Annotated in this window: 27 protein-coding genes and 1 other RNA gene; 12 read left to right on the top strand and 16 right to left on the bottom strand. The window is 62.8% G+C overall.

Going from position 1 to position 22940, the window contains the following annotated elements:
- Positions 1 to 60: 60 nt before the first annotated feature.
- Complete coding sequence (miaA, locus tag A9K65_RS17495; RefSeq protein ID WP_064993782.1) at positions 61 to 1029, bottom strand: tRNA (adenosine(37)-N6)-dimethylallyltransferase MiaA; 969 nt, start codon at positions 1027 to 1029, stop codon at positions 61 to 63.
- On the opposite strand from miaA, the gene serB reads away from it, so the two are divergent.
- Positions 1019 to 1906: a phosphoserine phosphatase SerB gene (gene serB, locus A9K65_RS17490; protein WP_084015798.1), complete on the top strand. Its 888-nt coding sequence runs from the start codon at positions 1019 to 1021 to the stop codon at positions 1904 to 1906. The two genes, miaA and serB, sit on opposite strands and share 11 nt — an antisense overlap.
- Positions 1903 to 2475 (top strand): GNAT family N-acetyltransferase, encoded by a 573-nt coding sequence (locus tag A9K65_RS17485; RefSeq protein ID WP_013531034.1) that lies wholly within the window; start codon positions 1903 to 1905, stop codon positions 2473 to 2475. The genes serB and A9K65_RS17485 overlap by 4 nt, the downstream gene beginning before the upstream one ends.
- A gap of 43 nt (positions 2476 to 2518) precedes the next feature.
- Here A9K65_RS17485 and A9K65_RS17480 read toward each other — a convergent pair whose 3' ends face one another.
- The 6 genes from A9K65_RS17480 to A9K65_RS17455 all read right to left on the bottom strand — a co-directional run bounded on the left by A9K65_RS17480 (position 2519) and on the right by A9K65_RS17455 (position 8131).
- Complete coding sequence (locus tag A9K65_RS17480) at positions 2519 to 4033, bottom strand: DegQ family serine endoprotease (RefSeq protein WP_013531033.1); 1515 nt, start codon at positions 4031 to 4033, stop codon at positions 2519 to 2521.
- Positions 4034 to 4160: 127 nt separating this feature from the next.
- Positions 4161 to 4349 (bottom strand): DUF2065 domain-containing protein, encoded by a 189-nt coding sequence (locus A9K65_RS17475; RefSeq protein ID WP_013531032.1) that lies wholly within the window; start codon positions 4347 to 4349, stop codon positions 4161 to 4163.
- A 6-nt stretch (positions 4350 to 4355) separates the two neighbouring features.
- The gene (locus tag A9K65_RS17470; RefSeq protein WP_013531031.1) at positions 4356 to 5324 is read right to left on the bottom strand and encodes a protease modulator HflC; all 969 of its coding nucleotides are present in this window, start codon (positions 5322 to 5324) and stop codon (positions 4356 to 4358) included.
- On the bottom strand, positions 5324 to 6442 hold the full coding sequence (hflK, locus tag A9K65_RS17465; RefSeq protein ID WP_013531030.1) for an FtsH protease activity modulator HflK: 1119 nt from the start codon (positions 6440 to 6442) through the stop codon (positions 5324 to 5326). Before hflK ends, A9K65_RS17470 begins: the two co-directional genes overlap by 1 nt.
- Before the next feature lie 169 nt (positions 6443 to 6611).
- Complete coding sequence (locus A9K65_RS17460) at positions 6612 to 7130, bottom strand: dihydrofolate reductase (RefSeq protein ID WP_013531029.1); 519 nt, start codon at positions 7128 to 7130, stop codon at positions 6612 to 6614.
- Positions 7130 to 8131 (bottom strand): DUF4424 domain-containing protein, encoded by a 1002-nt coding sequence (locus A9K65_RS17455; RefSeq protein ID WP_063168277.1) that lies wholly within the window; start codon positions 8129 to 8131, stop codon positions 7130 to 7132. The genes A9K65_RS17460 and A9K65_RS17455 overlap by 1 nt, the downstream gene beginning before the upstream one ends.
- A 47-nt stretch (positions 8132 to 8178) precedes the next feature.
- Here A9K65_RS17455 and A9K65_RS17450 point away from each other — a divergent pair, with 47 nt between their 5' ends.
- Both A9K65_RS17450 and cobF read left to right on the top strand, forming a co-directional pair.
- Complete coding sequence (locus A9K65_RS17450) at positions 8179 to 8391, top strand: hypothetical protein (protein WP_086081321.1); 213 nt, start codon at positions 8179 to 8181, stop codon at positions 8389 to 8391.
- A 28-nt stretch (positions 8392 to 8419) separates the two neighbouring features.
- On the top strand, positions 8420 to 9196 hold the full coding sequence (gene cobF / locus A9K65_RS17445; RefSeq protein ID WP_064993784.1) for a precorrin-6A synthase (deacetylating): 777 nt from the start codon (positions 8420 to 8422) through the stop codon (positions 9194 to 9196).
- 166 nt (positions 9197 to 9362) lie between these two features.
- Here cobF and A9K65_RS17435 read toward each other — a convergent pair whose 3' ends face one another.
- From A9K65_RS17435 to modA, 4 genes are all read right to left on the bottom strand, one after another.
- Positions 9363 to 9704 (bottom strand): winged helix-turn-helix domain-containing protein, encoded by a 342-nt coding sequence (locus tag A9K65_RS17435; protein WP_013531026.1) that lies wholly within the window; start codon positions 9702 to 9704, stop codon positions 9363 to 9365.
- An 80-nt stretch (positions 9705 to 9784) separates the two neighbouring features.
- Complete coding sequence (gene modC, locus A9K65_RS17430; protein ID WP_064993785.1) at positions 9785 to 10897, bottom strand: molybdenum ABC transporter ATP-binding protein; 1113 nt, start codon at positions 10895 to 10897, stop codon at positions 9785 to 9787.
- Positions 10894 to 11598, bottom strand: coding sequence for a molybdate ABC transporter permease subunit (gene modB, locus A9K65_RS17425; protein ID WP_063168280.1), 705 nt, complete (start codon positions 11596 to 11598; stop codon positions 10894 to 10896). The genes modC and modB overlap by 4 nt, the downstream gene beginning before the upstream one ends.
- Before the next feature lie 15 nt (positions 11599 to 11613).
- Positions 11614 to 12408 (bottom strand): molybdate ABC transporter substrate-binding protein, encoded by a 795-nt coding sequence (modA, locus tag A9K65_RS17420; protein ID WP_064993786.1) that lies wholly within the window; start codon positions 12406 to 12408, stop codon positions 11614 to 11616.
- 161 nt (positions 12409 to 12569) lie between these two features.
- On the opposite strand from modA, the gene A9K65_RS17415 reads away from it, so the two are divergent.
- Complete coding sequence (locus A9K65_RS17415) at positions 12570 to 12779, top strand: molybdopterin-binding protein (RefSeq protein ID WP_024501417.1); 210 nt, start codon at positions 12570 to 12572, stop codon at positions 12777 to 12779.
- Between the two features lie 11 nt (positions 12780 to 12790).
- Here the strand turns inward: A9K65_RS17415 and A9K65_RS17410 are convergent, their stop codons facing one another.
- Positions 12791 to 13585 carry a thymidylate synthase gene (locus A9K65_RS17410; protein WP_064993787.1) on the bottom strand — a complete coding sequence of 265 codons (795 nt, stop codon included), beginning with the start codon at positions 13583 to 13585 and terminating at the stop codon, positions 12791 to 12793.
- A 160-nt stretch (positions 13586 to 13745) separates the two neighbouring features.
- Positions 13746 to 14057, bottom strand: coding sequence for a DUF2853 family protein (locus tag A9K65_RS17405; protein WP_013531020.1), 312 nt, complete (start codon positions 14055 to 14057; stop codon positions 13746 to 13748).
- Positions 14058 to 14227: 170 nt separating this feature from the next.
- On the opposite strand from A9K65_RS17405, the gene ssrA reads away from it, so the two are divergent.
- Both ssrA and A9K65_RS17395 read left to right on the top strand, forming a co-directional pair.
- Positions 14228 to 14587: a transfer-messenger RNA gene (gene ssrA / locus A9K65_RS17400) on the top strand.
- 86 nt (positions 14588 to 14673) lie between these two features.
- The gene (locus A9K65_RS17395) at positions 14674 to 15225 is read left to right on the top strand and encodes an AAA family ATPase (RefSeq protein WP_198327641.1); all 552 of its coding nucleotides are present in this window, start codon (positions 14674 to 14676) and stop codon (positions 15223 to 15225) included.
- Between the two features lie 64 nt (positions 15226 to 15289).
- On the opposite strand, the gene A9K65_RS17390 is transcribed toward A9K65_RS17395, so the two are convergent.
- Together A9K65_RS17390 and A9K65_RS17385 are read right to left on the bottom strand one after the other, a co-directional pair.
- Positions 15290 to 17074, bottom strand: a complete 1785-nt coding sequence (locus tag A9K65_RS17390) for an acetolactate synthase 3 large subunit (protein WP_064993789.1) — start codon at positions 17072 to 17074, stop codon at positions 15290 to 15292.
- A gap of 297 nt (positions 17075 to 17371) precedes the next feature.
- Positions 17372 to 18577: a multidrug effflux MFS transporter gene (locus A9K65_RS17385; protein ID WP_013531018.1), complete on the bottom strand. Its 1206-nt coding sequence runs from the start codon at positions 18575 to 18577 to the stop codon at positions 17372 to 17374.
- Positions 18578 to 18765: 188 nt separating this feature from the next.
- On the opposite strand from A9K65_RS17385, the gene A9K65_RS17380 reads away from it, so the two are divergent.
- From A9K65_RS17380 to A9K65_RS17365, 4 genes are all read left to right on the top strand, one after another.
- Positions 18766 to 19455 (top strand): TetR/AcrR family transcriptional regulator, encoded by a 690-nt coding sequence (locus A9K65_RS17380; RefSeq protein WP_013531017.1) that lies wholly within the window; start codon positions 18766 to 18768, stop codon positions 19453 to 19455.
- A 118-nt stretch (positions 19456 to 19573) separates the two neighbouring features.
- Positions 19574 to 20110, top strand: coding sequence for an SspB family protein (locus tag A9K65_RS17375; protein ID WP_013531016.1), 537 nt, complete (start codon positions 19574 to 19576; stop codon positions 20108 to 20110).
- Positions 20111 to 20126: 16 nt separating this feature from the next.
- Positions 20127 to 20324 carry a DUF4169 family protein gene (locus A9K65_RS17370; protein ID WP_064993790.1) on the top strand — a complete coding sequence of 66 codons (198 nt, stop codon included), beginning with the start codon at positions 20127 to 20129 and terminating at the stop codon, positions 20322 to 20324.
- Positions 20321 to 20545 carry a ribbon-helix-helix domain-containing protein gene (locus A9K65_RS17365; RefSeq protein ID WP_064993791.1) on the top strand — a complete coding sequence of 75 codons (225 nt, stop codon included), beginning with the start codon at positions 20321 to 20323 and terminating at the stop codon, positions 20543 to 20545. The genes A9K65_RS17370 and A9K65_RS17365 overlap by 4 nt, the downstream gene beginning before the upstream one ends.
- On the opposite strand, the gene A9K65_RS17360 is transcribed toward A9K65_RS17365, so the two are convergent.
- Positions 20542 to 22344 carry a chloride channel protein gene (locus tag A9K65_RS17360; protein WP_013531013.1) on the bottom strand — a complete coding sequence of 601 codons (1803 nt, stop codon included), beginning with the start codon at positions 22342 to 22344 and terminating at the stop codon, positions 20542 to 20544. The genes A9K65_RS17365 and A9K65_RS17360 overlap by 4 nt on opposite strands.
- A gap of 154 nt (positions 22345 to 22498) precedes the next feature.
- Here A9K65_RS17360 and A9K65_RS17355 point away from each other — a divergent pair, with 154 nt between their 5' ends.
- On the top strand, positions 22499 to 22936 hold the full coding sequence (locus A9K65_RS17355; RefSeq protein ID WP_013531012.1) for a helix-turn-helix domain-containing protein: 438 nt from the start codon (positions 22499 to 22501) through the stop codon (positions 22934 to 22936).
- Positions 22937 to 22940 lie beyond the last annotated feature (4 nt).

The following is a 22940-nucleotide window of genomic DNA, read 5'->3' as shown; positions in this document are numbered from 1 at the left end:
GGCTTACGGAGGGTTAATTTGGACAACCACAACGGGAACCTTTCCTTGCAGGTAAACTTTTCAGGTTGCATCGGAAGCAAGCGCTGAGATCGTGGTTTCCAGATCATCACCGGGGTGCAACCTCAGCCATTCCGGCCCCAATTGATGCCTGAACCAGGTGGTTTGCCGCTTGGAATATTGCCTGGTCGCGATCTTGGCGCGTTCGATTGCCTCGGGAAAGCCAATCCCCCCGGCCATCGCCGCCTGCAGTTCGCGAACGCCGATCGCTTTCATCGCCGGCAATTCGGGATCGAGGCCAAGTGCCGCAAGCCGCTTGACCTCGTCCAGCGCGCCCTTGTCCAGCATTTGGTCGAAGCGTTTGTCGATGCGTCCGACCAACGCCGCCCGATCCGGCTCGATCACCAGGAAACGCGCGCTTTGCCTGTCGATGAGCGGCTGGCCGCGCTCTGCCTGCCATTCCAGGATCGAACGGCCAGACGCATCGAGAACCTCCAATGCCCGCACGATGCGCTGGCTGTCGGTTGGCTTGAGCGTCATGGCGGCCGCCGAATCCTCGCGCAGCAGCAGGCTGTGCAGCTTGACGGCGCCCTGCTCCTTCAATTCGTAGCGCCAACGGTCGCGGACCCGTTGCGGAATGTCGGGCATTTCCGAAATGCCCTCGGCCAATGCGCGAAAATAGAGCCCGGTGCCGCCGACAAAAATCGCTGTCCGTTCGGAGAATGTGCCGTCGTCGATCAGTTTCATCACGTCGCGCAGCCAGGCGCCGGTGGAATAGGGTGTCGCCGGATGGACATGGCCGTAGAGGAAATGCGGTGCGCGGGCGAGGTCGGCCGCCTCCGGCCGGGCGGTCAGCACGTCGAGCACCGAATAGCCCTGCATGGAATCGGTGTTGACGATCACGCCACCCCTGCGCTCGGCCAGATCGAGCGCAAGCGCCGACTTGCCGCTGGCGGTCGGCCCGGCTATCAGGATCGCGTTCTTCACGCGGCCCTTGCCCGCCTGCCCGCCGGAATGTTCCATGCCGCTCATCGCCACGCTTGTTTCCCGTCCCACTGAGCGCGCTTTGTCGCTGTCGCTTGCGAATATGGCCTCACGGTCGGTCGGCGCAAGCGCTGTTGTCTGGCTGGCTGAAGGTATCGCCTGCGATCTCGTCCTGCCTGAGGCAGCCGACGCCGCCGCTGCGAGTGCCGTCTTGCGCACGGCACTCGCCAGCGAGGCGGTCGACGTGATCGTGCAAGAGGCCGAAACCCGCCGCAAGAAAATCCTGATCGCCGACATGGATTCGACCATGATCGACCAGGAATGCATCGACGAGCTGGCCGACGAGATCGGCGTCAAGGATCATGTTGCCACGATTACCGCGCGATCCATGAATGGCGAGATCGCCTTCGAACCGGCTTTGCGCGAGCGGGTGGCGTTGCTGAAGGGCCTCGACGCCGCCGTGGTCGATCGCATCGTCGCCAATCGCCTGACGCTGGCCTCGGGCGGCCGTGTTCTGGTCCGGACCATGCGCGCCAACGGTGCCTGGACGGCACTCGTGTCTGGCGGGTTCGAGGTCTTCACGACGCGAATCGCCGCAATGCTCGGCTTCCAGGAGAACCGCGCCAATCGCCTGCTTGAGCAGGACGGGCGCTTCACCGGCCTGGTCGGCGAACCTATCCTCGGCCGCGCCGCCAAGGCCGACGCGTTGATCGAAATTTCAGCGCGCCTCGGCCTGACGCCCGCCGACGCCATTGCCGTCGGTGACGGCGCCAATGATCTCGACATGATCCGCCTTGCCGGTACCGGTGTCGCGCTTCACGCCAAGCCGACGGTGGCGGCACAGGCCAAGGTCCGCATCGATCATGGCGACCTGACCGCGCTGCTCTATATGCAGGGCTACAGGCAGGAGGACTTTGTGCAATGAAACCAATGCGTACCGAGCGCCTGATCCTGCGCAACTGGGAGGATCGCGACCGCGACCTGTTCCACCGCATCAACTCCGACGACCGGGTGATGGAGTTCTTTCCATTCCGCCGTGACCGCGCCCAGGCGGATGCCAAGATGGACGAGCTCCGGGCCTGGACCACGAAGGACGGATACGGTTTTGCTGCCGCCGAGATCACCGCCACCGGTGAATGCATCGGCTTCATCGGTCTCCTCGACACCGATCATGTGCCATCCCTGCCAGCCGGCACCATCGAGATCGGCTGGCGGCTGGCACCTGAGTTCTGGGGCAAAGGCTATGTCACCGAGGCAGCCGAAGCGTGGCTGGCCTACGGCTTCGAGACACTTGGCCTCGATGAAATCGTGTCATTCGCCGTCGCGGCCAACCGCCGCTCCACCGCCGTCATGCAACGCCTCGGCATGAGCGCGGATCCGTCCGGCGATTTCGACCACCCCAGCATTCCCGACAGCCATCCGCATCTCAAACGGCATGTCCTCTACAGACTGTCGCGCCAGGACTGGCAGGCAAGAAAAAGGGCAGCTCGCTAGCCGCCCTTTTTTCAGTGTTGTCGTGTTGTCGATCTTCCGGACCTCAGTCCATCCTGATCGTCACGAACCTGAGCTCGCCGGTCTTCGAGGCCAGCATCAGCAACGCATTCTTGCGCCCCTGTTCCTTCAAGGCGCCGATCCGGTCCATGACGTCCTTGGGGGTAGCAACCGATTCCTGTGCGATCTCGGTGATCACCTCGCCGGGCTGGATGCCGCGTTCGGCGGCGGCCGAGTCCTTGGTGACGTCGGTGATGACGACGCCCGAAACATCGGCCGCAATGCTGAACTTCTTGCGTGTCTCGTCGTTCAGTTCGCCGACCGTCATGCCGAGCACCGAAGCAGTGGAAACGGCCGGAGCCTTGTCGCCCTTGTCCTGATCGGTGTTGCCCTCCTCGGCGTTGGCGGCCTTCTCGCCATCCTCGAGCCGGCCGAGGGTCACTTTCACCGTCTGTTCAACGCCCTTGCGCACGATCAGCACGTCGACCGCCTTGCCGACAGGGCTTTCGGCGACGACACGTGGCAGGTCGCGCATCTCATGAATATCCTTGCCGTCGAACTTGATGATGACGTCGCCGGCCTGGATCGTGCCATTGTCGACCGGGCCGCCCTTGATCACGCCGGCAACCAGCGCACCCTTTGCGGTCGCCATGCCGAGGCTTTCGGCGATGTCGTCGGTCACCGGCTGGATGCGCACGCCGAGCCAGCCGCGCCGCGTCTCGCCGAACTGGCGCAACTGGTCGACGACACCGGACGCGAGCTGCGACGGGATGGAGAAGCCGATGCCGATCGAGCCGCCGGATGGCGAGATGATCGCCGTGTTGATGCCGATGACTTCCCCCGCGCTGTTGAACAGCGGTCCGCCGGAATTGCCGCGGTTGATCGCGGCATCGGTCTGGATGAAGTCGTCATAGGGGCCGGAATTGATGTCGCGGTTGCGGGCCGAGACGATGCCGACCGTCACCGTGCCGCCGAGGCCGAACGGATTGCCGATCGCCATCACCCAGTCGCCGACGCGCATCTTGGTGGAATCGCCGAACTTCACCGCCGTCAGCTTGTGGCCTTTCGGATCGACCTTGAGCACGGCGACATCGGTCTTGGTGTCGGTGCCGACCAGCGTCGCCTTCAAGGTGACGCCATCGGAGAAATTGACCTCGATGTCGTCGGCATCGGCAATGACATGGTTGTTGGTGACGACGATGCCTTGCTCGGCATCGATGACGAAGCCGGAGCCCAGCGACTGCACCTTCTGCGAGCCGTTGTCCTTGTCACCGCCGCGGTTCTTGAAGAAATCGTCGAAGAAATCCTGGAAGGGCGAACCTTCGGGCAATTGCGGCATCGGCACCGCGCCCGGGCCTTCGGTACCCTTGACCGTCTGCGAGGTCGATATGTTGACCACCGCGCCGAGCAGGCCTTGCGCCAGATCGGCGACCGAAGCGGGCCCATCGGCGGCAAATGTCGGCGCCGTGAAGGACGGGACAGCGACGGCGCTGACAAGAAGTGCCGCCGCGCCGGCGATGAATGTCCGCCGCGCCGCGCGCAAAATTGTATTGGATGTCATCGAGAAGCCTCCCGGTATTCTTGAAAAGAAAAGCGCTTCGACGAAAACGCCGCGTCACGCCATGTTGGCAAAAAATACGGCACGTTTGCGGCTATGACTATCGGCAGAGGATAAATCATCGCCGCCCTCATGCGCCTCGTACCAGCCAGACTATGCCGACGCCGATCGCGATCGCCGCCAGCCCGGCAATCCGCAGCGCGTTCTCGGGCAGCGACAGCACTTCGGTGGCAAGCTTCCTGGCCAGGCCGGGAAAGCCGCCATAGACCAGACCCTCTATGACGAGGACGAGGCCCATGGCGGCAAGAAAATCCTGCACCGGCCGCTACTGGCCGGTGCTGGGCTGTGCCGCCGGCGCGGCGGGTGCCGTCGCCGGAGCGTTTGGCGCAGGCGAAGCCGGCTTTGCCGGTCCCTCGCTGCCGTCGGGATTGCGGAAGAAGCGGAAGAACTCCGAGTTCGGCGACAGCACCATCGTCGTTCCGGTGTTGTCCAGCGCCGTGCCATAGGCATTCATCGACCGGTAGAAGTCGAAGAAAGCCGGATCGCGCTGATAGGCTCCCGCGAAGGTGGCGCTGCGCTGGGCCTCGCCCTCGCCGCGCAGGATTTCCGACTCTTTTTGGGCTTCGGCGACGATTTCGACCACTTCGCGATCGGCGCGGGCGGTGATGCGCTGTGCCGCCTCATTGCCGCGCGCCCTCAGCCGGGCAGCTTCCGCCAGGCGTTCCGCCTTCATGCGGTCGAAGGTCTGCTGCGAGACTTCGGCCGTGAGATCGGTGCGGCGAATGCGGACATCCTCGATCTGCAGGCCGAGCGATGTGGCATCGGGCCTGAGCTGGTCGCGGACTTCGCGCATCATCACGCCGCGCTCTTCGGAGAGTGCTGCCTCGAAATCACGCAGACCATAGACACGGCGCAAGGCAGCGTCGAGACGCGTCCTGAGCCGGGCCTCGGCCAATTCGATCTGACCGGACACCGCGGCGCGGAAGACCCGCGGATCCGAGATGCGATAGGCGATGAAGGCATCGACCTCATAGAACTTGCCGCCCGAGACCTGGACGCGAATGTTGTCGAGATCGAAGCGCAGCACCCGGTTCTCGATCAGCTGCACGGTGTCGGCGTCGAAGAACGAGAACGGCGCCTTGAAGTAGATGCCGGGTTCGCTCTTGACGTCGACAATCTCACCGAACCTGAGCACCAGCGCCTGCTGGCGCGCATTGACCACGAAGACCGACGAATAGAGCAGGAACAGGATAACCGCTGCTGCGACGACGATGATGGGAAGACGGTTGGCCATCACTGGTTACCTCCCGTAACGGGGGCGGCCGGTGCCGGCGCTTTCGGCTGCAATGCCGGCAGCGGCAGATAGGGAACGACCCCTTGCCCGTTGCCCTGCTCGACGATGACTTTGCTCGAATCCTTCAGAACCTTCTCCATGGTTTCCAGGTAGAGGCGCTTGCGCGTTACATCGGGCGCCTTGGCATATTCGTCATAGACCGAGATGAAGCGCTGCGCCTCACCCTCGGCTTCCTGCACGACCCGGTTCTTGTAGGCGGCCGCGTCTTCGCGGATCTGTGCGGCCTCGCCGCGCGCCTGCCCGAGCTTCTGATTGGAGTACTGGTTGGCCTGCTCGACGAACTTGTCCTCGTCCTGCTCGGCGCGCTGCACCTCGTCGAACGCATCGGCCACTTCGCGTGGCGGTGCCGCATCCTCGATCGAGACGGCGTTGACGTTGAGACCGGCCTTGTAGCCGTCCAGCGTCGTCTGGATGATCTCACGCACCGAGGCGGCAATGCCCTGGCGGTCGTCGCGGAAGATGTCCTGCGCCGGCCGGCGGCCGACGGCTTCACGCATGGCGCTTTCGGCAACCTGCCGCAGCATGCCGTCGGGATCGGACACATCGAACAGATACGCGCGCGGGTCGGAGACCTGATAGGCCACGGAGAACTGGACGTTGACGATGTTCTGGTCGCCGGTAAGCATCAGCCCGGACGTATTGCCACTTGTCGCGCCGCCGCCGCCGATATCGACGAGCTGCTCGGAAATCTTGGCCGTCTCGACGGTTTCGAGCGGCCACCAATGGAAATGCAGGCCAGGCTGCGACAGTTCGGTCTTCGGCTTGCCGAAGCGCAGTTCGACCGCGACCTCATCGGGCTGCACGGTGTAAACCGCCTTGAACGCCCACAGCACCACAAGTGCAGCCGCGATCAGCGCGAAGATAGCCGGGCTCGCGCCGCCGCCGCCCGGAAGAGCGCGCCGCAGCCGGTCCTGGCCGCGGCGGATGATGTCTTCGAGATCGGGAGGCGAGCCCTGCGGCCCGCTCGGTCCTTTTGGACCCTGCCCCCAGGGTCCCTGATTGTTGCCGCCGCCACCCCATGGGCCGCCGCCACCGCCGCTTTTGTCGTTCCAGGGCATGAATGTCCTTTCGCTTGGAATTCCCTCAAGCGCCGGCATTACGGCGCAAAATCCAGTATTGTTCTTCTATAGGCACGCCACGGGGCGCTTTCAACGCGATGCGCTTCCGACTTCGTCCGATTTGGTCCAGTCGCGACCCTTTGTCTTCCTTCAATGGCTCTTTTTTCGTTCAATGTCTCTCGCGACGCCGCTCGTAAACCGAATAGCGCGTCGGGTGGCTGTCCTTTTCCCCGGCAGGGACGTCCTGCGAGCTGACAATGCGCCAGGAATCGGGATCGATCGGCGGGAAATGCGCATCGCCGTCGACCGCTGCCAGCACATGGGTGACGTGCAGCCGGTCGGCCAGCAGCATGGCCTGGGCATAGATTTCGCCGCCGCCGATGACGCACACCTCGTCGACATCGGCCATGCCGCGCCCGCGCACCGTCGCCAACTGGATCGCGGCTTCGAGCGAATGTGCCACCTCGACGCCCTCGGCGCGCCAGGTCTCGTCGCGGGTCACGACGATGTTCAACCTGCCCGGCAGCGGCCGACCGATGCCCTCATAGGTCTTGCGACCCATGATGATAGGCTTGCCCATCGTATCGGCCTTGAAGCGCTTGAGATCGGTGGAGAGCCGCCACGGGAGCCCGCCGTCACGCCCGATCACGCCGTTCTCGGCAATGGCAACGTAGATTGCGACATGCATCAATTTTCGCCCGTCGGCTCGAGGATCAGGATGTCGATGTCGCGCTCGGGGTAGAAATCATCCGCCGTCATCTCGAAGGTCGTCGGTCCGGTCTTTTTGACATTGTCGCCGCAGAACGAGACCAGGGCTTTCGGATTGCCCTTGTCGATCGTCAGCTTGAACTTGCCGATCGTGCCCGTAGCCCAGTTGCCGCCGGTGGTCAGGATATAGGCGATGCGGCTCTCGAAATATTTGGGGTAGCCGTCAGGGTCGTCCTTGGCCGCCTTGCGCACCGCATTTTCGAATGTGCCGTCCATGCAATACCGGGTCTTGTAGGCCGCATACTGACCCTGGAATTTGCCGTCGTAGAAGAAGCTGACCGAAGACGTGCCGCCGACGCTCGGTCTGTAGTGGTGGGAAACATGGACGTCCTTGTTGGCCGGAAAGGTCGAGCGCCACCAGTAGGTCGAACGCAATTGCCAGAACGGGGTGTAGACCTTGCTCGTCTCGGTGCCGTCGCTGCCGGTGTCCTCGATGATGATGCCGCGGTTGACCCAGTCATCGACAACCGCTTGCGGCAGCTTCGCCAGCGCCGCCTTCGCCGCATCGCCGAAAGGATAGAACGGCACGTTTTGCGCCTTCAGCTCAGCGCTGATGTCGATGCCGAGCGCCAACACCTTCTGCTCGAGCTGCGGCTTTGCGGCGACACCGTCGATCGTCACCTCGAAACCGAGGAAATTATCGCTCTGATTTTCAGGAATCGCCGGGATTTCTTCGGGATTGCCCGATATGTCGGGCATCGGGAAGGCGACGATGGCCTGGACATCCTGATCGGTGTTGTTGTGGAAGACATAGTCGACCGTGACCTTTTCCGGCGAGATGAAAAGGTCCTCGCTTTGCATCGCCACGGCATCGCTGCGCGACAGGATCAGGCCGCCGGTGCCAAGTTCGGCAACCGAATCATTGGCGAAAGCGGGTGCGGACGACAAGGCCAGCACGGCGGTCAGAACATATCGCAACATGGAAGCCCCCTCGGCTGGAATGCCTGCAGGACCCTAGCCGTTTCAATGTGGCGTTCAAAGCCCTTCCGTATCCGCGGACGCACCAAAGGGAGCTGGACTGCGGTCTGGACACGCGCCTGCGCGGTCTGGACACGCGCCTGCGCGGTCTGGACACGCGCCTGCGCGGTCTGGACACGCGCCTGCGCGGTCTGGACACGCGCCTGCGCGGTCTGGACACGCGCCTGCGCGGTCTGGACACGCGCCTGCGCGGTCTGGACTAACGGGTTCCGATCGGGCAGGAGTTCGCCCATGCGCAAGCTTCTCGTCATCGGCATCGGCGCCGGCAATCCCGACCACATGACCGTTCAGGCCATATCAGGCCTGAACCAGGCGGATGTGCTGTTCATTCCCGACAAGGGCGCGAAAAAAAATGAATTGGCCGAACTGCGCCGTCAGATCTGCGACCGCTTCGTCACCAATCCGAAGTCGCGGCGCGTCGAATTCGACGTGCCGGTGCGAGACCTCCCGGTAGAAGATGGTCCGGCGCCCTCCTACCGCTCGACCGTCGATGACTGGCATGAAGCCATCGCCGCCATTTACGAAGGCCTGATCCGCGACGAGATTGCAGGCGACGGCTGCGGCGCCTTCCTGATCTGGGGCGACCCTTCGCTCTATGACAGCGCGTTGCGCATCCTTGAGCGCGTGCGCCTGCGAGGCGATGTGGCGTTCGAGCTTGAGGTCATCCCCGGCATCACCGCCGTCCAGGCACTTGCCGCCAGCCACAAGATGGCGCTGAACCGCATCGGCGATTCCGTCCTCATTACCACCGGCCGCCGCCTGACCGAAGAAGGCATGCCGGACATTGCCGGCAGCGCGGTCGTCCTGCTGGACGGCAAATGCGCCTTCAACACGCTGGCCGACAAGGATGTCGTCATCCATTGGGGCGCCTATCTCGGAACGGAAGACGAGATCACTCTCTCCGGCAGAATCGGTGACATCGGCGCAACGATCGAAAAAGTTCGAGAGGAAGCCCGTCGGCGGAAGGGCTGGATCATGGACAGCTATTTGCTGCGCAAGCCCGAATAGGAAGGCAATAGGGGAGTAAGGCAGTAGGGCAGTAGGTGAATGACGTTTTGTGTTGGAAGACAGCACGCGAATGCCTCCCTACTGCCCTACTGCCCTACTGCCCTACTGCCCTACTGCCCTACTGCCCTACTGCCCTACTGCCCTACTGCCCTACTGCCCTACTCCCTCACCCAGCCTCAATCTCCGCCTGCAACGCCTCCATATGCGTCGCTGCCGCGGCCGCCGCCGCGCGCTCGATGGCGCGGAAGCGGCTGACCACCGCCAGCCCGACCGCCGTCAACTGTGCGCCGCCGCCCTTGCGGCCGCCGGTCTGTGCCGCCACCAGCGGCTTGCCGAATACCCGGTTCATGTCCTCGACCAGGTCCCAGGCGTGCTTATAGGACATCTCCATGCCGCGCGCGGCGGCCGAGATGGAGCCGAAGGCGGCGATCTGTTCCAGGAGTTCGATCTTGCCCGGCCCGACGCGCCCGTCGGGATCGAGATTTATCCGCAAGCTCAGCGACGGCATCTTTGCTCTCCGCGGTCACATCCCAACATCATACTAGAAGCTCCCTGGCGAAACCGCTATTCCAAAAAGACATAGCGGGATCATCCACCCGTCTCGGCGGGCAGGCCGGCGCCGGTGTTCGCCCGATCGAAGCTCACCGTCTTGATCACCGCGAAAACCTTGCCGCCAAGATGAAGCTTCAGCGCCTGCCGCGACTGTTCGGTGATGCGGGCAAGCACGGTTGCGCCATTGCAGTCGATACCGACCTCGACCGCCGGTCCCTCGCCGGGGCTCATCGCGGTAATGGTTCCCGGCAGGATGTTGAGCGCGCTGAGACCCCTCGGCTTTTCGGTGGCGATCATCACATCGCGGGCGCGGATACGGATGCGCACCGGCGTACCTGTCTTCATCGCCAGCTGTGGCACCCGGAGCTCGCCCGCAGCCGAGCCGAGCACGGTCATGCCGAAACTCTCGTCGTGATGCAGCACCTTGGTGTCCAGCACGGCGCCGCCCTCGCCGCGCTCCTCCGCCGGCAACAGGTCGAGCCTTTGCATCACCGCCTCGGTCGGCCCGCTGGCAACGACATTGCCCTGCGCCAGCATCACCACGTCGCTGGCCAGCCGCGCCACTTCGGCGACCGAGTGACTGACATAGACGATCGGGATTTTGATCTCGTCGCGCAGCCTTTCGACATAGGGCAGGATTTCAGCCTTGCGCGCCTCGTCGAGCGAGGCCAGCGGTTCGTCCATGAGCAGCAGTCTGGGGCTGGCAAGCAATGCCCGGCCGATCGCCACACGCTGTTTCTCGCCACCCGAGAGCTTTGCCGGCCGCCTGTTCATGAGCGGCCCGATGCCGAGCAGGTCGACGACGGCATCGATATCGGCGTAGCGCTCCGCCGGCGGCGTGAACCAGCGGCCGTAGCGAAGATTGCCGGCAACGCTCAAATGCGGAAACAGCCTTGCGTCCTGGAACACCATGCCGATGCGGCGCTTGTGCTTCGGCACGAAAATGCCGGCACCGGTATCGACCAGCACACGGCCGTCAACCTCGATGCGTCCCTTGTCGGGCCGGATCAGCCCGGCAATCATGCCGATCAGCGTCGTCTTGCCCGACCCCGACGCTCCGAACAGCGCCGTCAGCCGCCCGGCGCTTTCGAAGCGGGCGCCGATGGCGAAACCGCCCAGCCGATGGCTGATGTCGACGAGAACGCTCATTCGATGTCCAGCCGCCGGCCGACACGCCGCGCCAGCACCTCCGAAGCCACAAGTGCTGCCATGGAGATGACAATGGAAATCAGCGTCAGGCGGAGCGCCCCTTCATCGCCACCCGGCACCTGCGTGAAGGTGTAGATCGCCGACGGCAATGTCTGCGTCTCATTGGGAATGTTGGAAACGAAGGTGATGGTGGCGCCGAACTCGCCCATCGCCTTGGCGAAGGCCAGGATGGCGCCGGCGATCAGCCCGGGCAGGATCAACGGCAGCGTGATGGTGGCAAACACCCAGAGCGGATTGGCGCCGAGCGTTCCCGCCGCCGCTTCCATCCTACGGTCCACCGCCTCGATCGACAGCCGGATCGCCCGCACCATCAGGGGAAAGCCCATGACGCCGCAAGCCAGCGCCGCACCTGTCCAGCGGAAGGAGAAGACGATGCCGAAATGCTCGGCCAGGAAGGCACCGGCCGGACCGCGCCGGCCGAAGGTGAGCAGCAGCAGATAGCCGGTCACCACCGGCGGCAGGATCAGCGGCAGATGCACCAGCCCGTTGAGAACCGTCTTGCCCCAGAACTGTCCCCGGGCAAGCAGAAGCGCGATCAAGATGCCCGGCGGCAGGCTGGCGAGCATCGCCACCGTTGCCACCTTGATGGACAGCCGGACCGCATTCCATTCGTCGGGAGTGAGGTCCAGCAGCCAGTTCATAGTGCCCCTTGGAACTCAGTTGCTCGGCGCGAGCACGGTAAATCCCTGATCCTTGAACAGCGCGGCCGCCTTGGCCGACTGCAGGCATTTCAGGAAAGCCGGCGTATCCTTGTCCTTCGAATCGGCGGTCTGGGCAACCGGATAGATGATCGGCGGATGCGAATCCTCCGGGAAGGTGCCGATCACCTTGACCCCCTTTTCGGCATGCGCGTCGGTGGCATAGACAATGCCAAGGGCGGCTTCGCCCGTCGAAACCAGTTTCAGCGCCGCGCGCACGTTTTCGGCCTGCGCCACCTTGCCCTCGACCGAGGACCAGACGCCGAGCGATTCAAGCGCGGCCTTGCCGTATTTGCCGGCCGGCACCGCCTTGAAATCTCCCATGGCGAGCTTGCCGTCGCCGATCAGCTTGGCGAGGTCGAAACCCTTCTCGATCCTGGTGTCGACCGCCGAGTCCTTCGGCGCCACCAGCACGATCTGATTGCCGAGCAGCTTCACTTCGGTGTCCGGCTTGGTCAGCTTCTTGTCGGAGAGATATTTCATCCAGTCGAGATCGGCCGAGATGAAGACGTCGGCAGGCGCCCCGCCCTCGATCTGCTTGGCCAGCGCCGAGCTCGCGGCATAGGAGACAGTCGCCGCCTCGCCGACATCGGCCTCGCAGGCCTTGTTCACCGCGTCGAGTGCGTCCTTGAGGCTGGCTGCGGCAAACACCACCACCTTGTCTTCCGCATGCGCTGCCGGCACGACTGCCATCAGCGCCGCAGCCAAACCGCCAATGGCGATCGCCCTAGATCCAAAACCTTTGCGCGTCATGGAAAACTCTCCCTGGTTTGAAATCCGGCCGGCTCGAAGCCTGCTGACCGATATATCCGTACGAATATAACAAGGGAAGGCCCGGCGCCTCATGAAAGCGTCTGTACGACACCAATTGTTTTGGTAAGACCGGGAAAAGAAACCTTGGAAAGGAAACTCCGATGAAGATCAGCGCCCGCAACGTCCTCAAGGGAACGATCGCCGAGATCGTCAAGGGAGCCACCACCTCGCATGTCAGGATCGACATTGGCGGCGGCGCCATCGTCACCGCCTCGATCACCAACGAGGCCGTCGCCGATCTCAAGCTCGAAAAGGGCAAGCAGGCCTATGCCGTGGTCAAAGCCTCGGACGTGATGGTCGGCATCGACTGAAAATTGCGGCCTTAGACCGCGATCGGCGCCTTGATCGACGCGTCGGCGACGTAGTTTTCCAGCCGGAAATCCTCGAAACGGAAGGCGAAGAGGTCCTTCACCTCCGGATTGATCCACATCGTCGGCAGCGTCCTAGGCGCGCGCCGCAGCTGTTCGCGTGCTTGCTCGAAATGGTTCGAGTAGAGGTGCGCATCGCCAAGTGTGTGGACGAAATCGCCGGGTTTCAGCCCTGTCACCTGCGCCACCATCAAGGTCAGCAGGGCATAGGACGCGATGTTGAACGGCACGCCAAGGAAGATATCGGCGGAACGCTGGTAGAGTTGGCAGGAAAGCCGCCCTTCCGAAACATAGAACTGGAACAGGCAGTGGCAGGGCGGCAGCGCCATCGCTTCCACCTCGGCTGGGTTCCATGCCGAAACAATCAGCCGCCGCGATTGAGGATTTCTGCGTATCTCCTTGAGAAGATTCGCGATCTGGTCGATCGAGCCGCCATGGCCGTCCGGCCAGGAACGCCACTGCTTGCCGTAGACCGGGCCGAGATCGCCATTCTCGTCGGCCCATTCGTCCCAGATCGAGACGCCATGGTCGGTGAGATATTTGATGTTGGTGTCGCCGGCCAGGAACCACAGAAGCTCATGGATGATCGACTTGAGATGCAGCTTCTTGGTTGTGGTGACGGGAAAGCCGCGCGCCAGGTCGAAACGCATCTGGTAGCCGAAGACGGAGCGCGTTCCGGTGCCGGTGCGGTCGCCGCGGTCGGCGCCGTTGTCCAGCACGTGCTGCAGGAGGTCGAGATACTGGCGCATCGGTTCCGGCTCGATTCGGTTGTCCAGCCATCATAACTGACAGACGGGCGATCGAACACCACAAAGCAGCGCGCAAGCTATGCCCGAAGCCAGTCAGTCCCCAACAACATCACCGGCTGGCGCATGGACCGCGCCAGCCCGGCGAATTGAAGCGCGGCCGTCAGAGGGAGCCGAGTTTACCCAGGTCCTTGGCAACCAGGTAGTAGAAGGTAACCCGGTTCTTGGTGTTGTCGGCGGCCATCGCCTTGCAGACCTTCTCGATCGAAGCGTCGGCCTTGCTGTCGTCCGATATGCCGAGCTTCTTGGCAACCCAGCCAGCCTTGACGCGCTCCAGTTCCTTCGGATCGGTGCAAGACACCAGCGAGGAATCGCGGTTCCGAAGCGCAATGCCAAGATGCTTCACGATTTTGTCGACCACGTCGGCACTCGCCGAGGCATCGTATTTCTTCACGTCTGCAAGATAGTCGGCCATCAAAATTCCCCTCGTCGGCGCCACGGATCCGATCGATGAGGGCTGTGGCGCGCTGCTGCAACTTGTGCGCTATGTCGGTAACTCCTCACCGGGGCAAAGCTTCGGTTGAGACCGCGCTCAAGTCAACCCTTCGGACTTGCGGTTTTGACACGGGGACAAAGTGCCATTGCGGCCTTTCATTTCCTGCGATCGCCCCCTATATTCGGTTTGTCGGCTTGACCGACTATGGCGATAAATGGGCGATGAAATAAGCCGTTCGGACCCGGGGGCGGTACCCGGCGCCTCCACCAAAAGCCGCTGTTGACGACAGAGCGGTTTTTGCTGGGGGCGAAATAGGATCGACGAAGGTGTAAAGATCGTACTTTTGCCCGGCATGGTACCACCGTCATCGGGCTAAACCTGTAGTTGCAAATGACAACTATGCGGAAGCACGTCTCGCCGCGTAAGCGGTGCGATAGCTTCAAATCAAGCCCTAGAGGTTCGCACTTCTAGGCGGGGTTCGGAGGTACCTGGCAACAGAAACCTCCACTTCTCCCCTCCTCCGATATCCAGCATGCGCGACGGCAGTTCCGCCGCGAACGCGCCCTGCCGCGTGCTCCCTCGCCATGGACAAAACATGCAAAACGATTCCGATCGCTTTTTTGTGCTGACCGGCGGTCCCGGCTCCGGCAAGACCACCTTGATCGAAGCCCTGGGCCACGCAGGCTTTGCCACCTCGGTCGAAGCCGGGCGTGGCATTATCCGCGACCAGTCCGCCATTGGCGGACCCGCTTTGCCTTGGCACGATCGCGCCCTGTTCGCCGAGTTGATGCTGTCATGGGAGATGCGCTCGTATCAAATTGCGCAAGAACAGACTGGGCGTCCTGTTTTTTTCGATCGCGGCGTTCCGGACACGCTCGGCTATCTCAGGCTGAGCGGCCTGCCGATACCCGAACACGCCCACGCTGCCGCAGAGCGCTTCCGCTATCATCGGCGCGTCTTCGTCGCCCCGCTTTGGCCGGAGATCTTCGCGCAGGACAAAGAGCGCAGGCAGACGCTCGACGAGGCCGAGCGCACCCACCATGCGCTGGTCGGCGTCTATACGGAACTGGGCTACGAGATGGTTCCGTTGCCGCTGGCCCCCGTCGAGGCGCGGCTGCGCTTCGTGCTGGCGCAAACCGGGCTGTAGCCTTGAAGTCGGACGCAATCGAGCGGGATGCACGATTCAATTCGAATGCATCCCGCTCTGGGGTCTATACCAGTCCCTGGCCGATCTCATCGGTTGCACTGGCGAAGGTCTCGCCGGGCAAGAGCATCTCATTATGGGCTCTGCCCGTCCGGATCATCGGAAGGCAATTGGCGAGTTCGGCAACACGGCAGTCGAAGAGCACCGGCCGGTTTACATCGATCATTTCCTGAATCGCATCATCGAGGTCGGCCGGCTTCTCACAACGTATGCCGACCGCACCGAACGCTTCAGCCAGTTTGACGAAATCGGGCAAAGTTTCGGAATAGGAATGCGCCAGGCGGTTTCCGTGAAGCATTTGCTGCCACTGGCGAACCATGCCCATGTAAGAGTTGTTCAAGATGAATATCTTGATAGGCGCATTGTACTGAACCGCCGCCGACATCTCTTTCATTGTCATCTGGACAGATGCGTCGCCGGCAATATCGATGACAAGGCTTTCCGGGTGCGCGATCTGCACGCCCAATGCCGCCGGCAAGCCATAACCCATCGTACCAAGGCCGCCCGACGTCATCCAGCGACGCGGCTTTTCGAAACCGTAGAACTGGGCCGCCCACATCTGATGCTGGCCAACTTCGGTCGTAATGTAGGTGTCGCGATCCTTCGTCAGCGCGTAGAGACGCTCGACCGCATATTGCGGCATGATCACCTCGTTGCTCATTTCGTAAGTGAAGGAATTGCGCCCGCGCCAGCGCGCGATCTGTTTCCACCATTCGTCGAGGCGTCTTCTGTTAGGGTTTTGCGGCAGCGCACGCCATGAGCGAACCAGGCTGTCCACCACCTTGCCGGCATCGCCCTGGATGCCGACGTCGGCACGGACGGTCTTGTTGATCGAGGAGGGATCGATATCGACATGGATCTTCCTTGAGTTCAGTGAAAAAGCCTCCACGCGCGAAGTCACGCGATCGTCAAAGCGGGCGCCGATGCAGAGCATAACGTCGCACTCATGCATGGCCATGTTCGCCTCGTACGATCCGTGCAGGCCGACCATTTTCAGCCAGTTCTTGCCGGATGCCGGATATGCGCCAAGCCCCATGAGGGTCGAAGTGATCGGGAAATCAGTCAGTTCGACAAGCTCCCGCAGCAGTCTCGATGCCTCCATGCCGGAATTGACGATGCCACCGCCGGTATAAATGACTGGACGACGGGCATTGGCCATCAACTCTATCGCCTTGCCGATCTCGTTGATGTCGCTCTCCACCGTCGGCCGACAGCTCTTCAGTGCAGCAGCATCCGAGGGCGGCGTGTACACGCCGGTGGCAAACAGGACGTCCTTTGGCATGTCGACGAGGACAGGTCCCGGTCGTCCGGACTTGGCGATGTGAAAAGCCCTGTGGATCGTTGACGCCAGTTCGTTGACGTCCTTGACCAACGAATTGTGCTTGGTGCAGGGCCGCGTAATACCGACCGTGTCGCATTCCTGAAAGGCATCGGAGCCGATCAGCGTTGTCGGCACCTGTCCTGTCAGGCAGACGATCGGCACCGAATCCATAAGCGCATCCTGCAGTGGCGTTACCGCATTTGTCGTGCCTGGACCGGATGTGACGAGCATGACGCCGACCTTGCCCGTAGACCGTGCATAGCCTTCGGCGGCATGGCCCGCACCTTGCTCATGGCGCACGAGGATATGCTTGATGTCATCCTGTTGGAATATCTCGTCGTAGATCGGCAGCAAGGCGGCGCCAGGATAGCCGAAGACATGCTCTACGCCATTGTCTCTGAGTGCGTGGAGAACGATCTCCGCGCCTGTCATGCGCTTGCTCGCGGTTTGAATAGGGTTCTCGCCCGTCATGGTTCTGATCCGTGGTGTATTGCGTGATGAGGATGATTGACGGGGCATCGCCCGGATTTCGGGCATAAAAAAAGGCCCCGTCAGGAGCCTGTTTACCGCGCATGGGTGGCTATCGCCGGATGGTTACACCATCCTGCCCATGCGCTTTCCTACCACCACGAGAGCCGTTGCGATCATCATGACCATCGCTGCTACAGCCGAAACCGGGCGTCGTCAACGCCTTTCGGACGGAACTGTCCGCGCCCAATGGCAAAGAGGCCGGCATGAGCCGGCCCCTTCGTTCTCATCGAAAGTCTACTACTCGGCCGGCGCCTCGACGGCCTCGCGAGAGCGGCCGAGCGTGACCTTGGCCAGCGTGAAGGAAATCACCGCGCAGAGCGTGATGCCGGCCACCATCGGCAGCGGCGTACCGTCGAAGAACACGCCGGCAACACCCATGGCGAGTGCGCCGATGGCGAAATGCAGCGTGCCCATCAGCGCTGACGCCGTGCCGGCAATCTCGCCATGCTCTTCCATGGCCAGCACCGACGTGGTCGGAATGACCAGACCAAGGAAGCCGTAGCCGACGAACAGCAGCGCCGCCATCACGTCGAGCCGGTCGATGCCCGTCGCCATCACCGCGAACAGCACCACCATCGTCGTGGCATAGCCGGTCACCGCGACGCGCACCACGCGCCTCAGGCCGAAGCGCTCGGCCAGCAGCCCCGTCATCTGCGACATGCCGATGAAGGCGACCGCGTTGATCGAGAAGAACACGCTGTAGACCGAAGGCGACAGGCCGTAATGGTCGATCAGGATGAACGACGAGCTCGACAGATAGACGAAGAAGCTGGCAATGCCGAAGCCGGCAATCGCCGTCAGGCCGAGGAAGTTACGGTCGCCCATCAGGAAGCGGTAGGCCGACAGCGCGGTGCCGAAGGAGGACCCGGCGCGATCTTCCACCGGCCGCGTCTCCTTGAGCGAGGTCGCCAGAAGGATGGTGGCCAGCAGAGCCGCGCCCGTCACCGTCCAGAACACGGCACGCCAGCCGAAATTCTCGATGATCACGCTGCCGGTCAGCGGCGCCAGGATCGGCGACACCGAAAATACCAGCATCAGCAAGGACATCAGCTTGGCAGCCTCATTGCCGGTATGCAGGTCGCGCACGATGGCGCGCGGAACGGCCATGCCGGCGCTGGCGCCAAGCCCCTGCAGGAAGCGGAAAGCGATCAGCCATTCGATGGTCGGCGCCATTGCCGAACCGATGCCGCCGACCATGAACAGCGCAAGGCCGCCGTAGAGCGGCAGCTTGCGGCCGACCATGTCGGAGATCGGCCCGACGACGATCTGGCCAAAGCCCATCGACAGGAAGAAGATCAACAGGCTCATCTGCACGGCAGCGGTGCCGGCATGCAGATCGGCGCCGATCGACGGCAGCGCGGGCAGATACATGTCGATGGCGAACGGGCCGATGGCGGACAACAAGCCGAGCACGACCGCGATGCGGAGGAATTTGGGACTCATGATAGAGGCTTCTTTCAAATCTGGTTGCCGCCACCAGGCGACGTCTAACCTAGGACGTTCCATCCCGTGAGATTCCGACACCTCGAGAGCGAGTTCTGTTCGTCTCTCTCATGCGAAATCTCTTTATCTTGTGTCCACAAATTTAGACACTCTTGTCTAAATCGTCAATCGCCTCTATATAGTTTTTTATGAAGCTGCACGTTTCTCCTGACATTTTCCCGCCACGCGGTCATGAGGCCAAGCGCCTGTCGATCGTCGACTCCGCCGCCACCGTGTTTTGCCGCGAAGGTTTCGCCGGCGCCAATATCGACCTGATCGCCGCCGAAGCCGGCGTCTCGCGCCAGACCATCTACAACCATCACGGCGACAAGGAAAAACTGTTCGTCGCTGTGGTCCGTGATCTGACCGAACGTTGCAATGCCGGAATCTTCGCCACCATTGCCACCTTCCCCGATCAGCCGGGGGATCTCGAGGCCGACCTGATCGGCTTTGCGGTGCGCTTGAATCAGAATTGCATCTGCAACCGCGATGGAAAATTCCTGCGCAAGCTGATCCAGACCGAAGGCGAGCGCTATCCCGAACTGTTTGCCGAATGGCGCGAACAGGGACCGGGCAGGACATGGCCGGCAATCGCCGCCCGCTTCGCCCGCCTCGCCTATGGCGGCTATCTCACGATCGAGGACCCGGACGTGGCGGCACGCCAGTTCCTTGGCCTCGTCAATGCCGAACTGCAGACCACGTTCATGCTTGGCGGCTCGCCGCGCGAGGACGAGGTGCTGCAATCCGCGACCAATGGCGTGCGCACCTTCCTGCGCGCCTTCGGCAAGCGCCGCTCCGCGGCATCGTCCGAAAAGCAAAGCGCGCTCGCCAGCGCCTGAGCGATCAAATCGCTGGCAATAGTCTTCGCTTCCGCGCGAGGGTGATCTATATGCGGTTTACGCCGCGCTCAAGCTTGATTACAGCTATGCGGACGATTCAACGGAACCCGACCGCCACATGGCCGACGACCACATCCGCTACGACATTCTGGCCCAGGAGGCGTTGCGCGGCGTCATGCGCAAGGTCCTGGCCGAGGTCGCGCGCACCGGCCTCCCCGGCAACCACCACTTCTTCATCACCTTCCTGACCGGCGCGCCGGGCGTACGCGTGTCCTCGCGGCTGCGCGAGCGCTATCCCGAGCAGATGACCATCGTCATTCAGTTCCAGTATTGGGACCTGAAGGTGACCGATACCGGCTTCGAGGTTGGCCTGTCCTTCTCCGATGTGCCGGAAAAACTCGAAATCCCGTTCTCGGCCGTGCGCGGCTTCTATGATCCCTCGGTCAATTTCGAACTCGAATTCGACGTCAAGACGGATGGTGCGGCAGCCGATGAACCGGCTGCGCCAACTCCGGAGCCGTTGACCATCGTCTCCGAGAAAAAGCCGAAGGCCGAGAAGAAGGCCGCCGCGGAGGCGGAGAAGAAGCCCGCGGCCGCGGACGCCGCCACCAAGGGCGCCGAAGTGGTCTCGCTCGACGCCTTCCGCAAGAAATAGGCCGGCGACTTACGCCGTGGCCGAAATCGTCAATCTCCGCAAGGCCCGCAAGCAAAAGGCGCGGGACGAAAAGCTGCGCGCCGCCGAACAGAACCGCGCGCTGCACGGCCGCTCCAAGGCCGAAAAGGAACGCGATCGCGTCGCCGCCGACAAGAGCGAAAAATTCGTTGCCGGGCATCGTCGTGAAAAGCCCGGCGACCCCGGCCGTCAATGAGCCCGGTCGAAAAGCGTTCGGTGACCATTCGCGGCCACCGCACCAGCTACTCGCTTGAAAAGCCCTTCTATGACGACCTCGTCGCGATCGCGGCGACCAGGGAGCTGACGCTCGCTGCTCTTGTCGCCGAAGTCGACGAGACGCGGCCCCGCGACACCAACCTGTCCTCGGCGTTGAGGCTCCATGTGCTGGAGTGGGCGAAGCGAGGAGAGAATATCTAAAGGCTTTCGACCGCGTCGTCCTTTTTCCTGCGTCTGGTGCCAAAGCCAAGCAAGGTCGAACGCTCGCGCTCCTCGGCCTGTTTCCTGGACCGCACGCGCATCAGATCCTTCCAGCCGACATAGCCGACCAGCAACGAGCCTTCGCGAGTGACGACGGGCAGATGGGAGACGTTGGCCATCAGCAGCTTGTCGGAGAGGCCTTCGAGATATTCGTCCGGATAGGCCAGCGTCACCTTGCTGCCGGCCAGCAACGCGCCAAGCGTGGTGGTGCGGTGCGTGCCGGCGCGTCTCCAGCGCAAGATCGCCGGCGGATCGATGAGGCCCAGCACCTGACCGTTCTCGTCGACCACCGGGAAACTCGGATGCCGTGTTTCCGGCGCCGTCAGGAAGGCTGCTGCGCCATGCAGCGTCATCGTCGCCGGCACGCTTTCGACCTGCGACGTCATCACCTCGCGCACCCTGGTCAGGGCGAAAGGGTCGACACGGTATTCGCGAACCAGATGGTGTCCCCTTCTGGCGATCTTTTCGGTCAGGATCGAACGCTTCATCAGAAGCACGGTCACGGCATGCGCCGCGGCGCAGGCGGCAATCAGCGGCACCAGCATATGTGTGTTGCCGGTCAGTTCGACGGCGAAGAACGTGGCGGTCAGCGGCGCGCGCATCGTGCCGCCCATGGTGGCGGCCATTGCCAGCAGCGCCCAGAAACCCGGATCCGCGGCAGGCAGAACGCCGGCGAGCACAGCGCCCATAGCGCCGCCCATGATCAACAGCGGCGCCAGCACACCTCCCGACGTTCCCGAGCCGAGCGCTACCGACCAGATGATCGCCTTGACCACCAGCAGCAGGAGTGCCGCCGTCGCGACGGTGCGGCCATCCAGCATGTCGGTGATGTTGTCATAGCCGACACCGAGCGCGTGCGGTTCGATCAGCCCGCCTATGCCGACCACCAGGCCGCCAAGCATCGGCCACCACATCCAGTGGATCGGCAGCTTCTGAAAACCGTCCTCGCAGGCATAGACCATCTGCGTCAGCAGTCCCGACAGAAGTCCTGCACAAACGCCGATCGCCACCCAGCCGGCAAGGCCGACAAAAGACACCTCCATGCCGCCCTGAAACGGAAAGATCGGCCCGGGCAGATGCAGCATGGTGCGCTCGACCTCGGCGATAACGGCCGCGACCGCCACCGGAATGAAGCTGCGCGGGGTCCATTCGAATAGCAGCAGTTCGACCGCCAGCATGATGGCGGCGATCGGTGTTCCGAACACCGTGGTCATGCCCGCTGCCGCACCAGCCACCAGCAGGGTCTTGCGCTCGTTGTCGCTGACCGGCAGCATCTGCGCGATCAGCGAGCCGATCGCGCCGCCTGTCATGATGATCGGTCCTTCCGCGCCGAACGGTCCGCCGGAACCGATCGAGATCGCCGACGACAGCGGCTTCAGGATCGCCACCTTGGCGTCGAGTTTCGAGCGCCCGAGCAGGATCGCCTCGATGGCTTCGGGAATGCCGTGGCCGCGGATCTTCTCGCTGCCATAGCGCGCCATCAGGCCGATGATCAGCGCACCGATCACCGGAACGAGGACGGCGGCAAGCCCAAGCGGCGTGTTCTCGAGCTTCAGGTCGGCAAGCGAGAACTGGCCGAAATAGGCAATGTTGGTGGCAAGCCGGATCAGCTTCAAAAGCGCGATGCCGGCAAACAGCCCGGCTGTCGCCACCACCACGGCAATGGCGGCGACGAGCAGCACCCTGGGATCCGTGGTGAAATCGCGCAGGTGCTCCGGGTTCGAATGATGGGTCTTCATGGCAGTTGCTTCCTGGCGGCGGCCGTATGTCTGGGATGCGGCACGGTCGAAGCGGCCAGCCGGGTTTGTCGGTGGCTATGTATCGTAACACGATATAAATATTCAAGCCGGTTTCGCCCGAAATCCGTTTGAGCTTTCGCCGGAAAACGAACACATGTCTGATATGTCGCAGCCACGAGAACAACGTCCCGCCATCAGCCAGGCCGATTACCAGCGGCTGTCGGAGTTTCGCTACCTGATCCGCCGGTTCCTCGAATTCAGCCAGGTCCAGGCGGAAGACGCCGGCCTGACCCCGCGCCAGCATCAGGCGCTGCTGGCGATCAAGGGATTCCCCGGCGGCGGCCCGGTGACGGTTGGCGATCTCGCGGAACGCCTGCGCATTCGCCACCACAGCGCCGTCGAACTGGTCAACCGTCTCGGCGAGGCAGGGCTGGTCACAAGGGATCAGGACAAGGACGACCATCGCCGCGTGCTGCTGCAACTGACCGAGCGCGCCGACGATTGCCTGGCCGAGCTGTCGGCGGCGCATCTCGACGAACTGTCACGCATCGAACCGATGCTGCGGCGGCTGCTCGATCGAGACCGTGGGTAGTCGA

This window comes from Mesorhizobium sp. WSM1497, assembly GCF_001672455.2.
Lineage (GTDB): Bacteria > Pseudomonadota > Alphaproteobacteria > Rhizobiales > Rhizobiaceae > Mesorhizobium > Mesorhizobium ciceri.
This window is presented reverse-complemented; position numbering and strand designations above follow the sequence as displayed.

What these genes read in the sequence shown, in the direction of transcription:
- serB (WP_084015798.1), top strand. Translation starts at nt 1,019, where the DNA reads ATGCCGCTCATCGCCACGCTTGTTTCCCGTCCCACTGAGCGCGCTTTG.
- miaA (WP_064993782.1), bottom strand. Translation starts at nt 1,029, where the DNA reads ATGAGCGGCATGGAACATTCCGGCGGGCAGGCGGGCAAGGGCCGCGTG.
- A9K65_RS17485 (WP_013531034.1), top strand. Translation starts at nt 1,903, where the DNA reads ATGAAACCAATGCGTACCGAGCGCCTGATCCTGCGCAACTGGGAGGAT.
- A9K65_RS17480 (WP_013531033.1), bottom strand. Translation starts at nt 4,033, where the DNA reads ATGACATCCAATACAATTTTGCGCGCGGCGCGGCGGACATTCATCGCC.
- A9K65_RS17470 (WP_013531031.1), bottom strand. Translation starts at nt 5,324, where the DNA reads ATGGCCAACCGTCTTCCCATCATCGTCGTCGCAGCAGCGGTTATCCTG.
- hflK (WP_013531030.1), bottom strand. Translation starts at nt 6,442, where the DNA reads ATGCCCTGGAACGACAAAAGCGGCGGTGGCGGCGGCCCATGGGGTGGC.
- A9K65_RS17460 (WP_013531029.1), bottom strand. Translation starts at nt 7,130, where the DNA reads ATGCATGTCGCAATCTACGTTGCCATTGCCGAGAACGGCGTGATCGGG.
- A9K65_RS17455 (WP_063168277.1), bottom strand. Translation starts at nt 8,131, where the DNA reads ATGTTGCGATATGTTCTGACCGCCGTGCTGGCCTTGTCGTCCGCACCC.
- cobF (WP_064993784.1), top strand. Translation starts at nt 8,420, where the DNA reads ATGCGCAAGCTTCTCGTCATCGGCATCGGCGCCGGCAATCCCGACCAC.
- A9K65_RS17435 (WP_013531026.1), bottom strand. Translation starts at nt 9,704, where the DNA reads ATGCCGTCGCTGAGCTTGCGGATAAATCTCGATCCCGACGGGCGCGTC.
- modC (WP_064993785.1), bottom strand. Translation starts at nt 10,897, where the DNA reads ATGAGCGTTCTCGTCGACATCAGCCATCGGCTGGGCGGTTTCGCCATC.
- modB (WP_063168280.1), bottom strand. Translation starts at nt 11,598, where the DNA reads ATGAACTGGCTGCTGGACCTCACTCCCGACGAATGGAATGCGGTCCGG.
- modA (WP_064993786.1), bottom strand. Translation starts at nt 12,408, where the DNA reads ATGACGCGCAAAGGTTTTGGATCTAGGGCGATCGCCATTGGCGGTTTG.
- A9K65_RS17415 (WP_024501417.1), top strand. Translation starts at nt 12,570, where the DNA reads ATGAAGATCAGCGCCCGCAACGTCCTCAAGGGAACGATCGCCGAGATC.
- A9K65_RS17410 (WP_064993787.1), bottom strand. Translation starts at nt 13,585, where the DNA reads ATGCGCCAGTATCTCGACCTCCTGCAGCACGTGCTGGACAACGGCGCC.
- A9K65_RS17405 (WP_013531020.1), bottom strand. Translation starts at nt 14,057, where the DNA reads ATGGCCGACTATCTTGCAGACGTGAAGAAATACGATGCCTCGGCGAGT.
- A9K65_RS17395 (WP_198327641.1), top strand. Translation starts at nt 14,674, where the DNA reads ATGCAAAACGATTCCGATCGCTTTTTTGTGCTGACCGGCGGTCCCGGC.
- A9K65_RS17390 (WP_064993789.1), bottom strand. Translation starts at nt 17,074, where the DNA reads ATGACGGGCGAGAACCCTATTCAAACCGCGAGCAAGCGCATGACAGGC.
- A9K65_RS17385 (WP_013531018.1), bottom strand. Translation starts at nt 18,577, where the DNA reads ATGAGTCCCAAATTCCTCCGCATCGCGGTCGTGCTCGGCTTGTTGTCC.
- A9K65_RS17380 (WP_013531017.1), top strand. Translation starts at nt 18,766, where the DNA reads ATGAAGCTGCACGTTTCTCCTGACATTTTCCCGCCACGCGGTCATGAG.
- A9K65_RS17375 (WP_013531016.1), top strand. Translation starts at nt 19,574, where the DNA reads ATGGCCGACGACCACATCCGCTACGACATTCTGGCCCAGGAGGCGTTG.
- A9K65_RS17365 (WP_064993791.1), top strand. Translation starts at nt 20,321, where the DNA reads ATGAGCCCGGTCGAAAAGCGTTCGGTGACCATTCGCGGCCACCGCACC.
- A9K65_RS17360 (WP_013531013.1), bottom strand. Translation starts at nt 22,344, where the DNA reads ATGAAGACCCATCATTCGAACCCGGAGCACCTGCGCGATTTCACCACG.
- A9K65_RS17355 (WP_013531012.1), top strand. Translation starts at nt 22,499, where the DNA reads ATGTCTGATATGTCGCAGCCACGAGAACAACGTCCCGCCATCAGCCAG.